This is a genomic window from Mycobacterium sp. 852014-52144_SCH5372336 (assembly GCF_001665615.1).
Classification (GTDB): domain Bacteria; phylum Actinomycetota; class Actinomycetes; order Mycobacteriales; family Mycobacteriaceae; genus Mycobacterium; species Mycobacterium neumannii_A.
This window is the reverse complement of the sequence record NZ_LZSW01000043.1, coordinates 1-12478: the sequence shown is the minus strand read 5'-3', so window position 1 is coordinate 12478 and position 12478 is coordinate 1. Positions and strand designations below refer to the sequence as shown.

Below are 12478 nucleotides of genomic sequence, written 5' to 3'. Positions count from 1 at the left end.
CACGATCGTCCACTGGTTTCTCTGACAAGCACCGGATCGGCCGAAGCGGGATGTCGGGGTCGCGCCTTACGATCCGTCAAGTGAGCGTAAAGCTGTACCTGGCTTCGGCCTCGGCGGCGGGCGTCGGGGCGTGGCTTCTCGGGGTCGCCCCGCAGTGGAGCCTCGCGCTCGGGCTTGTCGTGCCGGTGGTGCTCGCCGCGCTTCCGCGCTTCCTCGCAGGCACGCTCGTCGGTGTCACCACTCCCGGCGCACGCGAGGACCTCACCGCGGCGATGTCGGGTGCGGAGTTCGAGGATCATGTGGCGCGGGTGGCCCGGTCCTGCGGGGCGCCGGTGCTCATGACCGCGATCACGGGCGACTGGGGGGTCGACATCATCGTCGGCAAGCGACCGGATCGTCTTGCCATCCAGTGCAAACGCCAGTCGCGCCCCGTCGGCGCGAGCGCCGTGCAGGAAGTGGTGGCCGGTGCGCCCATGCAGGACTGCACCAGGACGATGGTCGTCACGAACCACGAATTCACCACCGCCGCACGCAAACTCGCCGAGCTTCACGGGTGTGAGCTGGTCGGCGGCGCCGACCTCCCGCGGTTACGGTCGACGATCCGGCGACTTCTGGAGCCGTCGGCGCCCTGATGCCCGAACGTGCCGTTTCATACGCGACACGCCGCGAGAAGCGGGTGAAACCGCCCGATCGACCGGTCGCAGCACGCTACAGGATCGGCCTGCCGCCGGTCACCGCGATCCGCGCGCCCGTCACGTAGCTCGCCTCGTCAGAGGCCAGCATCACGTAGACCGGCGCCAACTCGACCGGCTGACCCGCACGGCCCAGCGGCGTGTTCTCGCCGAACTGTTTGACCTTCTCCGGCGGCATCGTCGACGGGATCAACGGCGTCCAGATCGGTCCCGGTGCAACGCTGTTGGCGCGAATGCCCTTCTCGCCCAGCATCTCCGCCAAGCTCGCGGAGAAGTTGGCGATCGCCGCCTTGGTGGCCGCGTACGGCGCCAGCTTCGGGTTCGGCATGTCGGAGTTCACCGATGAACTGCCGATGATCGACGCACCGGCGCCCATGTGCGGAAGCGCCGCCTTCACGAGGTAGAAGTACGCCCCGATGTTGAGGCGGAACGTGTAATCCCACTCCTCGTCGCTGATTTCGTCGAGGGTGTCGTGTGTCATCTGGTAGGCGGCGTTGTTGACGAGCACATCGATGCCGCCGAATTCCTCGACGGCGCGGTCCACCACGGCGCGGCAGTGTGCCGGGTCGGAGAGATCACCGGGCATCAGCACACATTTGCGCCCGGCGTCCTCGACGTACTTCTGGACCTCCTTGGCGTCGCCGTCCTCGTTCAGGTAAGCGATCAGTACGTCGGTACCCTCGCGCGCGTAGGCGATCGCGACCGCGCGGCCGATTCCGCTGTCGCCTCCGGTGATGACCGCGCGTTTACCCGTCAGCCGGCCCGACCCCTGGTAGCTCGTCTCGCCGCAGTCGGGGGCCGGGGTCATCTCGCTCTGCACGCCGGGCGGGGACTGCTGTTGTTCTGGGAAACTCATCGATGGCCTCTCGTGGTCGCGGAATGTCTCGCCCTCGGGGTTACCCCGGCGTGCTTCGAATACTCCGCGGCACGTCGGAAGAGCCGCTGTTCGACATGTGTTCACTACGATGACGGCATGGCCGAGTCCCGACGACGGCTCTCCCCCGCCGACCGACGCAGCGAACTGCTGACGCTCGGCGCCGAGGTGTTCGGTCAGCGGCCCTACGACGAGGTCCGCATCGACGAGATCGCCGAACGCGCCGGAGTGTCGCGGGCGCTGATGTACCACTACTTCCCGGACAAGCGGGCGTTTTTCGCCGCGGTGATCCGCGCCGAGGGCGAGCGGCTGTTCGAGGCCACCAACGTGCCGCCGCGCCCTGGGCAGAGCCTCTTCGACCAGGTTCGCGAGGGTGTGCTCGCGTATCTGCGCTACGACGACGAACACCCCCACGGCGCGTGGGCCGCCTACGTGGGGTCGGGCCGCTCCGACCCGGTACTGCGGGGCATCGAGGACACCGACAACGACCGTCAGGCCAACCGTATCCTCGGCCGCATCCATGCCGCGCTCGGCGACGACCTGGACTCCAAGGTGGAGCGCGATCTACGCATCACCGTCTACGGCTGGCTGGCCTTCACCTTCGAGATGTGCAGACAACGGCTCATGGACCCGTCCATCGAGGCCGGTCCGGTCGCCGACGCGTGCGCACACGCCCTGTTCGACGCCGTCGGACGGGTCGGTGGCATCCCTTCTGCACTCCGCGAAGCGGTCTCGCCGAACCGCCGCTGACCTGCGATTTCGATCGCCGACTAGCGCTGGACGATACCTACAGCACCGAAACCGCCAGAAACGTGTCGGTGGCGGGGTGCACGATGGATGTCGATGAGCAAAACCCCCCTCGCCCGGTTCAGCGACCTGACCCGGGAATGGTTCACCGGCACGTTCGCCGAGCCGACGCCCGCCCAGGCCCAGGCCTGGTCGGCGATCGCAGACGGGGACAACACGCTCGTCATCGCGCCGACCGGGTCCGGTAAGACGCTCGCGGCGTTCCTGTGGGCAATCGACCAACTGGCCTCCGTTCCCGCCGAACCGCGAGCCGGCACCAAAGTGCTGTACGTCTCGCCGCTCAAGGCGCTGGCCGTCGACGTGGAGCGCAACCTGCGCACCCCGCTGACCGGCATCGCCCGGGTGGCCGAACGGCGCGGCGTGCCGGCCCCGCAGATCAGCGTCGGCGTGCGCTCCGGCGACACCTCCCCGGCGCAACGGCGCGAACTGATCGCCCGACCGCCCGACGTCCTCATCACTACGCCCGAGTCGCTGTTTTTGATGTTGACCTCGGCGGCGCGCGACACCCTGGCGAACGTCCAGACCGTCATCGTCGACGAGGTGCACGCTGTGGCGGCCACCAAACGCGGCGCCCACCTCGCGCTGTCGCTCGAGCGGCTGGACCAACTTCTGGACAGACCCGCGCAGCGGATCGGGTTGTCGGCCACCGTCCGCCCCCCCGAGGAAGTGGCGCGGTTCCTGTCCGGTCAGGCCCGCACGACGGTCGTGGCGCCGCCCGCCGCCAAGACGTTCGACCTGTCGGTCCAGGTGCCGGTGCCCGATATGGCGAACCTCGAGAACAACACCATCTGGCCCGACGTCGAGGAACGCATCGTCGACCTGGTCGAGTCGCACAACTCGTCGATCGTGTTCGCCAACTCGCGCCGGCTCGCCGAACGACTCACGTCGCGGCTCAACGAGATCCACGCCGAACGCACCGGCCAGGAGCTCGAGACGGGACCCAACACGGGCGTCGCCGGCGGCTCGCCCGCGCACATCATGGGCAGTGGGCAGGCGTCGGGTGCACCCACGCTGCTGGCGCGTGCGCACCATGGTTCAGTCAGCAAGGAACAGCGGGCCATCGTCGAGGACGACCTGAAAAGCGGCCGGCTCAAGGCCGTCGTCGCGACCTCGAGCCTGGAACTCGGGATCGACATGGGCGCAGTCGATCTGGTGATCCAGGTGGAGGCCCCGCCCTCGGTGGCCAGCGGGCTGCAGCGCATCGGCCGCGCCGGCCACCAGGTCGGCGAGATTTCGCAGGGTGTGCTGTTCCCCAAGCACCGCACCGACCTGATCGGCTGCGCGGTGACGGTCAAGCGGATGCTTTCCGGTGAGATCGAGACCATGCGGGTGCCGACCAATCCGCTCGACGTGCTCGCGCAGCACACGGTCGCCGCGTGTGCGCTCGAACCGCTCGACGCCGACCGCTGGTTCGACGCCGTGCGGCGCAGCGCCCCGTTCGCCACCCTGCCGCGCAGCGCGTTCGAGGCGACGCTGGATCTGCTGTCGGGTAAGTACCCGTCGACGGAGTTCGCCGAGCTGCGGCCCCGCCTGGTGTACGACCGCGATACCGGCACGCTGACGGCCCGGCCGGGTGCGCAGCGGCTGGCGGTCACCAGCGGCGGCGCGATCCCCGACCGCGGGTTGTTCACGGTCTATCTGGCCACCGATTCCGAAAAGCCCTCCCGCGTCGGGGAACTCGACGAGGAGATGGTCTACGAGTCACGCCCGGGCGACGTCATCTCGCTCGGCGCGACTAGCTGGCGGATCACCGAGATCACCCACGACCGCGTCCTGGTGATCCCCGCGCCGGGCCAGCCGGCGCGACTCCCGTTCTGGCGCGGCGACGGCGTCGGCCGCCCAGCAGAGTTGGGCGCCGCGGTCGGGGCGTACACCGGCGAGCTGGCCCGCCTCGGAAAGGACGAATTCGACCAGCGTTGCCGGTCAATGGGTTTCGACCAGTTCGCCGCCGACAATCTGTGGCAGCTGATCGACGACCAGCGCCAAGCCACGGGTGTCGTCCCTTCGGACGCCACGTTCGTCGTCGAACGATTCCGCGATGAGCTCGGCGACTGGCGCGTCATCCTGCACTCGCCCTACGGACTGCGGGTGCACGGCCCGCTCGCGCTGGCGGTGTCGCGACGGCTGCGTGAGCGGTACGGCATCGAGGAGAAGCCGACCGCGTCCGACGACGGCATCATCGTGCGGCTGCCCGATACCGAGGACGCGCCTCCTGGCGCGGACCTGTTCGTCTTCGACGCCGACGAGATCGAGCCGATCGTCACCGCCGAGGTCGGCGGCTCGGCGCTGTTCGCGTCCCGTTTCCGCGAATGTGCGGCCCGCGCGCTGCTGCTCCCGCGCCGCCATCCGGGTAAGCGATCCCCGCTGTGGCATCAGCGCCAGCGCGCCGCGCAATTGCTCGACGTCGCGCGCAAGTACCCCGACTTCCCGATCGTGTTGGAGGCCGTGCGGGAGTGCCTGCAGGACGTCTACGACGTGCCCGCGCTGACGGAGCTGATGCACCGGGTCGCCCAGCGCCGGTTGCGCATCGTCGAGGTGGAGACCACCACGCCGTCGCCGTTCGCCGCCTCGCTGCTGTTCGGCTATGTCGGCGCCTTCATGTACGAGGGCGACAGCCCACTCGCCGAACGCCGCGCCGCCGCACTGTCGCTGGACAGTGTCCTGCTCGCTGAACTGCTGGGCCGGGTCGAGCTGCGCGAGCTGCTCGACCCGCAGGTCATCACGAGTACAACGCGACAACTGCAGCATCTGAGCGAGGACCGGCGGGCCCGCGACGCCGAAGGCATCGCCGACCTGCTGCGGCTGCTGGGCCCGTTGACTGAAGCCGAGATCGCCGACCGCTGCACGACTTCCGACATCGGCGGCTGGCTCGAGGGCCTGCGTGCCGCCAAGCGCGCGTTGACCGTGTCGTTCGCCGACCAGACTTGGTGGGCCGCGATCGAGGACATCGGCCTGTTACGCGACGGCGTGGGTGTGGCCGTGCCGGTCGGGGTGCCGGCGGCGTTCACCGAATCGGTCGACGACCCGCTGGGTGAGCTGCTCGGCCGCTACGCCCGCACCCGAGGGCCGTTCACCACACATGATGCGGCCGCGCGGTTCGGTCTGGGTTTGCGCGTCACCGCCGACGTGCTGGGCCGGATGGCCATCGACGGCAAGCTGATTCGCGGTGAGTTCACCGACCTGCCGGTCGCCGACCCCGCCGCCGCCGAGCAGTGGTGCGACAGCGACGTGCTCAAGATTCTGCGGCGCCGGTCGCTGGCGGCGCTGCGCGCGCAGATCGAGCCGGTCAGCACCGCGGCGTACGGACGCTTCCTTCCCGCGTGGCAGTCGGTCGGCTCGACGCACAACAGCGGCGTCGACGGGCTCGCCGCCGTGATCGATCAGCTTGCAGGCGTGCCGATTCCGGCTTCGGCCGTCGAGCCGCTGGTGTTCGGTCAACGCGTCCGCGACTACCAGCCCGCCATGCTCGACGAACTGCTGGCCTCCGGTGAGGTCACGTGGTCGGGAGCCGGCCAGATCGGTGGCGGCGACGGGTGGATCGCCTTCCACACCGCCGAGTCGGCGCCGTTGACGCTGACCGCTCCCACCGCGATCGAGTTCACCGACACCCACCGGGCGATCCTCGACGCGCTCGGCCGTGGCGGCGCTTTCTTTTTTCGTCAGCTCGCGGACAATCCGACCGAAGACCACAAGAACGCGGTGTGGGATCTGGTCTGGGCGGGCTGGATCACCGGCGACACGTTCGCGCCGGTGCGCGCGAAGTTGATGGGCGCCCGTGGATCGTCGGGGCGGCGCAGCGCACCAGCGCACCGACAGCGGCAGCGGGTGCCGCGGTTGAGCCGCTACAGCGTCGCGCACGCCCAAACCCGCAACGCCGACCCCACGGTGGCGGGCCGGTGGTCGGCGCTGCCTGTCGCCGAACCGGAATCGACCGTGCGCGCGCACTTCCAAGCCGAACTGCTGCTCGGCAGGCACGGGGTGCTGACCAAGGGCGCCGTCGGCGCGGAGGGCGTGCCCGGCGGCTTCGCGATGCTCTACAAGGTGCTGACGGCGTTCGAGGACGCCGGCCGGTGCCAGCGGGGTTATTTCGTCGAGTCACTCGGCGGGGCCCAGTTCGCCGTCGCCTCCACCGTGGACCGCTTGCGGACCTATCTGGACAGCGTCGACCAGGACCACCGCGAGTACCACGCGGTCGTCCTGGCGGCCGCCGATCCGGCCAACCCCTACGGCGCCGCACTTCCGTGGCCGACACGGCGATCCGATGACGACGTCGCTCACCGCCCCGGTCGCAAAGCCGGTGCGCTGGTCGCGATGGTCGACGGCGAACTGGTGTGGTTCCTCGAACGTGGCGGGCGCTCGCTGTTGAGCTTCACCGATGACACCGACGCGCACGTCGCCGCCGCCGCGGCCCTGGCCGATCTGGTCAGCAGCGGTCGGGTCGGATCGTTTCTCGTCGAGAAGGTCAACGGGGTCCCGGTTCTCGAACCGGGCGCGGAAGGTGAGCGCGCCGCGGTGCACGACGCCCTGCTGGGCGCTGGGTTCGCCCGTACACCGCGCGGCCTGCGGTTGCGGTGATGAGAGCCTGCGCGACAAACAGAAGGCGCTGACGCATGCCCGAAGGCGACACGGTTTATCGCACCGCCACCAAGCTGCGCGAGGCGTTGGTGGGCAAGCAGCTCACGCGTTGTGACGTGCGGGTGCCCAAGTTCGCGACAGTCGACCTGACGGGCTGCGTCGTCGACGAGGTGATCAGCCGCGGTAAGCACCTCTTCATCCGCGTCGGGGACGCCAGCATCCACTCGCATCTGAAGATGGAGGGCGCCTGGCTGGTTGGCGGCCAGATTCGGCGGGTGCCGGAGTACAAGATCCGGATCCTGTTGCACACCAGCGATTCCCGAGCTGCCGGTGTCGACCTCGGTGTGCTGGAGATCCTGCAACGTGATCACGATATGGAAGCCGTCGCACACCTCGGCCCCGACCTGCTCGGCGACGACTGGGAACCGCGCGTCGCCAGGGCCAACCTCGTCGAGGACCCGGAGCGGCCACTGGCCGACGCGCTGCTGGACCAGCGGGTGATGGCCGGCGTCGGCAACGTCTACGCCAACGAGCTCTGCTTCGTCACCGGCTACCTGCCCACCACCCCGGTCGGCAAGGTCAAAGACCCGCTGCGCATGGTGCAGCGGGCCCGGGACATGCTGTGGCTGAACAGGTCCCGCGTCAACCGGACCACGACCGGCGACACCCGCGGCGGTCGCGACCTGTGGGTCTATGGCCGGCGCGGCCGACCGTGCCGACGGTGTGGCACGCCCATCGAGTCGGACTCGGCGCGTCCCGACAAGCCGGGCGATCGCGTCTCGTACTGGTGTCCGGTCTGCCAGACCTGAACCGCGCCGAAACTGCGGTTTATGACGGGTTTCGGCCGATTCGCATCAGAAACCGCAGTCTCGCCGCGCCCGGAGGCGTCACGGCAGCGCCAGCCGGACGATCTTGCGCACCACCGTCGCGAACTGCCGCGGCAGCGACCCCGCGTTGTACGGGATCCCGTAGCGGGTGCAGATGTCCTTGACCTCCGCGGAGATCTCGGCCAGGCGGTGCGCAGGAATGTCGGGGAACAGGTGGTGCTCGATCTGGAACGACAGGTTGCCGCTCAGGATGTGGAACAGCTTTCCACCCGTCAGGTTCGCCGAGCCCAGCACCTGCCGGAAGTACCACTGACCGCGCGTCTCGGCCTTGGTCTCCTCGACGGAGAACTCCTGCACGTCGTCGGGGAAGTGGCCGCAGAAGATGATCATGTACGCCCACACGTTGCGCATCAGGTTCGCGGTCAGGTTCCCCGCAACGACCCACGGCGCGAACGGCCCGGCCAGCAGCGGGAACGCGACGTAATCCTTGAGCGTCTGGCGTTTGGTCTTGCGCCAGATGCCCTCGAGGATCTCGCGCTTGTCGGCGATCGTGATCTCACCGGCGCGGATGCGTTCGGTTTCGAGTTCGTGCAGCGCGACGCCGTACTGAAACAGCACCATCAGCAGGAAGGCGTAGACGGGGTTGCCGAGGAAGTACGGCGTCCACTTCTGGTCCTTGCTCATCCGCAGGATGCCGTAACCGACGTCGCGGTCCATCCCGACGATGTTGGTGTAGGTGTGGTGCATGTAGTTGTGCGAGTGGCGCCACTGCTCGCCCGGGCAGGCGGTGTCCCACTCGAAGCCCCGGCTGGAGATGTTCGGATCGCCCATCCAGTCGTATTGACCGTGCATGACGTTGTGGCCGATCTCCATGTTGTCGAGGATCTTCGACAGTCCCAGCAGCGCGGTGCCCGCCAGCCAGAACGGCGGGAACACTCCGCCGAACAGCAGGGCCCGCCCGCCGATCTCAAATGCGCGCTGCGTCTTGATGATTCGACGGATGTAGGTGGCATCGCGCTCGCCGAGGTCGGCGATCACGCGCTCCTTGAGCGCGTCGAGTTCGCGGCCGAAGGCCTCGGCCTGCTCGGCGGTCAGACTGATCTTCCTGCCCGCCACCGTCTTTTCGAGGGTGTGCGGTTTCGAAGTGATGTCGGTGATGACGGTCATGTCGAACTCCTTTCGGTTTCTACAACGCGAGGTCGACGTCGCCGACAGGAGCCGAGACGCAGATCTGCACGTCTTCGTCCTCCGCGGTCGACACCGCGCCGGTGACCAGGTTCTTCACCACGCCGCGCGTCTTGCGGCGGGTGCAGCTGTGGCAGATGCCCATTCGGCATCCGCTTTCGGGGGTCAGGCCTGCGTTTTCGGCCTGCTCCAGCAGCGGGCGGCCGTCGTCTGTGACCGCCACTCCGCTGTCGGCGAACGTGATCGTGCCGCCCGAGGGTTCGGCGGGCGCGGTGTACGTCGGGGGGACAAAGCTTTCCGAGTGCACGTTCGTGCAGTGCTCGCGCACGGCCGACGCGAGTTCGGGCGGGCCGCAGACGAACACCGCATCGGGGTCGGGCATCGCCGCCTCCAGATGTGCGGGGCCGAAGCGACCCGTCAGGTCGGAACCGGCCGTCGACCGCGTGTAGCCGTGCAGCACCCGCATGCCGGTCATGGTGTCGAGCTCGGCGCGGTAGCACGCGTCCTCGGCCGAGCGAGCGTAGTGGATGAATGCCACCTCGCCGCCGTACCCGCGGGCCCGCAGCGTCCGCGCCATCGACATCACCGGGGTGATGCCGCTGCCGCCCGACACGAACAGGATGCGGCGCGGTGGGTCGTCGGGGAGCGCGAAGTCGCCGCCGACCGAATCCAATCCCACGATCATGCCGGGGCGGGCGTTCTCGCACAGGTAACCGGAGACCAGCCCGCCGTCATGGCGTCCCACCGTCAGCTCGAGATATCGGGCGCCCTCGGCGTTGGCCGGCGAGTACGGCCGAGTGCGACGACGACCGTCGATCTCGACCGTGAGGTTGATGTGCTGCCCGGCGCGAAAACCGGTGAACGCCTGATTCGCCTCCAGCGTGAGGGTGACGCTGCGCTGGGTCTGCCGCCGCACCGCGACGACTTCCGCGCGAGCATCTGAGCGCGTCCACGTGGGCGCGACAAGCTCGGTGTATCGGTCCACGCCATGGGGGCCGGTGAGCAGGTCGACCAGCGGTGATCCGAGCACCCTGTCCCGGAGACCACGCGTCAACGTTTGAGTGAACATATGTACACCGTCCCTGCATGTACAGCGCCTCGTCAACCCATTCACCCAGGTTGTGGTATGTTTCACACAGTGAACAGTCGTACGCCTGGCTCACGGTCGAGCCGGTCGGGACGGTCACGTTCGCGCGAGCACCCGCGCACGACCATGTCCCGCGAGGAGCGCAAGGAGGCCACCCGGCAGGCGATCGTCGCGGCGGGCCTCAAGTTGCTCGAGGACCGCAGCTTCTCCGCGCTGAGCCTGCGGGAGGTGACCCGCGAAGCGGGCATCGTGCCCGCGGCGTTCTACCGGCATTTCGAGTCGATGGAAGCCCTGGGCCTCGTCCTCATCGACGAGTCATTCCGCAGCCTGCGCGACATGCTGCGCGGGGCCCGCGCGGGCAGGCTCGACCCGAAGCGGGTCATCGAGTCCAGCGTCGACATCCTCATCGACGGCGTGAACGAACGGCGCGAGCACTGGCGGTTCATCGGCCGCGAACGGAACAGCGGCGTCACCGTTCTGCGCTACGCCATCCGCACCGAGATCCGGCTGATCACCTCCGAGCTCGCGATCGACCTGGCCCGCTTCCCGAACCTGAACACGTGGAGCAGCGAGGATCTCAACATCCTGGCCAGCCTCTTCGTCAACGCGATGATCGTGATCGCCGAGGCCATCGAGGACGCCCACGACCAGGCCGCGCTCAACGAGATCAAACGAGTGGCCGTCAAACAGCTGCGCATGATCGCAGTCGGTGTCGCGGGATGGCGCAGCAGCGGGTGAAACCAGGGGCGGGTTAGCGTGTGCTGCATGCCGCACCTCGAACTGGCCTACCCCCGTCCCGACATCGCCGTGCTCACGCTGAACCGCCCCGAGAAGCTCAACGCGCTGTCTTACGAACTGGTCGAGGACCTCCACTCGACGCTGGCGCAGATCGACTCCAACAACGAGTGCCGCGTCGTCGTGCTCACCGGAGCCGGACGTGGGTTCTGCTCGGGTCTGGACCTGACCGATCCCAACCCGGAGAAGACAGGCCAAGGAACGGAGTTCCCGCGTTCGGGAATGCGTTGGCAGGAGCGCATCGCCGACCTGACCGCACGCATCCACCGGCTGCGCCAGCCCGTGATCGCCGCGGTGAACGGGGTCGCGTACGGCGGCGGAATGGGCATCGCGCTGGCCTGCGACATCCGCATCGCCTCGGAATCGGCGCGCTTCTGCACCCAGTTCATCAAGCTGGGTCTCGGTGGTTGCGACATCGGGGTCAGCTACACACTTCCGCGGATCATCGGCGCCGGCCCGGCGTTCGACCTCATCCTCACCGCGCGCGCCGTCGACGCCCCCGAAGCGCTGAGGCTCGGCCTGGTGTCGCGGGTGTCGACCGACGAAGCGATCGTTTTCGACGCCATGGCGATCGCCGAGACACTCTGCGGCTACGGCAAGTTCGGCCTCGAGTCGACGAAGCAGGTGCTGTGGGCGAACCTCGAGGCGTCGAGCCTGGAAGCGGCCCTGCACCTGGAGAACCGCAGCCAGATCCTGGCCTCGACCAGCGGCGAGATGCGCGAGGCTAGCGAGGCGTTCCGCCGCCGTCCACGATCATGACCGTGCCGGTGATGTAGCTGCCGGCATCCGAGGCCAACAGCAGGGCGGTGCCGACCATCTCGTCGGGCGATGCGAGCCGTTTGAGGAAGGTGCTGCGCGCCATCCCGTCGACGACCTCCTGCGGGTTGTTGCGCATCATGTCGGTGTCCACCGGACCGGGGGCGATCGCGTTCACCCGGATGCCCGAGGGCGCGAATTCGGTGGCCATCGATCGGGTGAACGACATCAGTGCGGCCTTGTTGGCAGAGTAGATCGAGGTCAACGCCGAGAAGTTGAACGCCCCGACCGAAACCATGTTGATCACACTGGCTTTCGCACTGGCCTTCAGGTAGGGCAGGGCCGCCTGCACCAGGAACACCGGCCCGCGCAGGTTGACCTCGAAGGATTTCGTCAACGCATCGGGCGTCATCTCACCCAGTGGTTGCGCCAGGGCGTTGGCGGCGTTGTTGACCACGACGTCGACGCCGCCGTACTCGTCGACGGTGCGCTGCACCAGCGCCTCGAGGGCGTCGACCTCACCCAGGTGGGTCGGCACGCCGACGGCCTGGCCCCCGAGTCCGCGCAGATGCTCCGCGGCCCGCTCACAGGCGTCGGGTTTGCGGCTGGCTACGACGACGCGGGCGCCGGCGAGGACGAAGCCCTCGGCCAACGCGAGGCCGATGCCCCTGGTGCCGCCCGTGACGATCACGGTGCGGTCGGTCATATCGAAGAGACGGTCGAACGAAGCGCGGTCCACGGCCGTCAGTCAAGCAGATGGGCCTGGCCTCAGATGCAACCGCTCACGCTGATCCGTCGTCCGACGTTCGCGCACACGTTGACGTTCGGCGCCGGTGGTGGCGGGACGTACACCGGTGGTGGTGTGTCTCTTATACACATC

The 12478-nt window shown here is 68.4% G+C and carries 10 protein-coding genes; 6 read left to right on the top strand and 4 right to left on the bottom strand.

The window, feature by feature from the left end:
- The first annotated feature begins 50 nt into the window (after positions 1-50).
- Positions 51-632, top strand: coding sequence for a restriction endonuclease (locus A5759_RS09530; protein WP_068196683.1), 582 nt, complete (start codon positions 51-53; stop codon positions 630-632).
- 76 nt (positions 633-708) lie between these two features.
- Here A5759_RS09530 and A5759_RS09525 read toward each other — a convergent pair whose 3' ends face one another.
- A complete protein-coding gene (locus tag A5759_RS09525; protein ID WP_068196680.1) occupies positions 709-1548 on the bottom strand; it encodes an SDR family oxidoreductase in 840 nt (279 codons plus the stop codon).
- A 117-nt stretch (positions 1549-1665) separates the two neighbouring features.
- Here A5759_RS09525 and A5759_RS09520 point away from each other — a divergent pair, with 117 nt between their 5' ends.
- The 3 genes from A5759_RS09520 to nei2 all read left to right on the top strand — a co-directional run bounded on the left by A5759_RS09520 (position 1666) and on the right by nei2 (position 7757).
- Positions 1666-2316: a TetR/AcrR family transcriptional regulator gene (locus tag A5759_RS09520; protein ID WP_068196677.1), complete on the top strand. Its 651-nt coding sequence runs from the start codon at positions 1666-1668 to the stop codon at positions 2314-2316.
- 93 nt (positions 2317-2409) lie between these two features.
- Positions 2410-6948 carry an ATP-dependent helicase gene (locus A5759_RS09515; RefSeq protein ID WP_068197088.1) on the top strand — a complete coding sequence of 1513 codons (4539 nt, stop codon included), beginning with the start codon at positions 2410-2412 and terminating at the stop codon, positions 6946-6948.
- A gap of 35 nt (positions 6949-6983) precedes the next feature.
- The gene (gene nei2, locus A5759_RS09510) at positions 6984-7757 is read left to right on the top strand and encodes an endonuclease VIII Nei2 (protein WP_068196674.1); all 774 of its coding nucleotides are present in this window, start codon (positions 6984-6986) and stop codon (positions 7755-7757) included.
- 78 nt (positions 7758-7835) lie between these two features.
- Here nei2 and A5759_RS09505 read toward each other — a convergent pair whose 3' ends face one another.
- Both A5759_RS09505 and A5759_RS09500 read right to left on the bottom strand, forming a co-directional pair.
- A complete protein-coding gene (locus A5759_RS09505) occupies positions 7836-8942 on the bottom strand; it encodes an acyl-CoA desaturase (RefSeq protein ID WP_068196671.1) in 1107 nt (368 codons plus the stop codon).
- A 19-nt stretch (positions 8943-8961) separates the two neighbouring features.
- Positions 8962-10029 carry a ferredoxin reductase gene (locus A5759_RS09500; protein WP_068196668.1) on the bottom strand — a complete coding sequence of 356 codons (1068 nt, stop codon included), beginning with the start codon at positions 10027-10029 and terminating at the stop codon, positions 8962-8964.
- A gap of 69 nt (positions 10030-10098) precedes the next feature.
- Here A5759_RS09500 and A5759_RS09495 point away from each other — a divergent pair, with 69 nt between their 5' ends.
- Both A5759_RS09495 and A5759_RS09490 read left to right on the top strand, forming a co-directional pair.
- Positions 10099-10785 (top strand): TetR family transcriptional regulator, encoded by a 687-nt coding sequence (locus A5759_RS09495; RefSeq protein WP_066849772.1) that lies wholly within the window; start codon positions 10099-10101, stop codon positions 10783-10785.
- Positions 10786-10812: 27 nt separating this feature from the next.
- Positions 10813-11601 (top strand): enoyl-CoA hydratase/isomerase family protein, encoded by a 789-nt coding sequence (locus A5759_RS09490; protein ID WP_068196665.1) that lies wholly within the window; start codon positions 10813-10815, stop codon positions 11599-11601.
- Here the strand turns inward: A5759_RS09490 and A5759_RS09485 are convergent.
- Entirely contained in the window at positions 11567-12337 is a 771-nt protein-coding gene (locus A5759_RS09485) for an SDR family NAD(P)-dependent oxidoreductase (RefSeq protein WP_068196661.1), read from the bottom strand. The two genes, A5759_RS09490 and A5759_RS09485, sit on opposite strands and share 35 nt — an antisense overlap.
- Between the last annotated feature and the right edge of the window lie 141 nt (positions 12338-12478).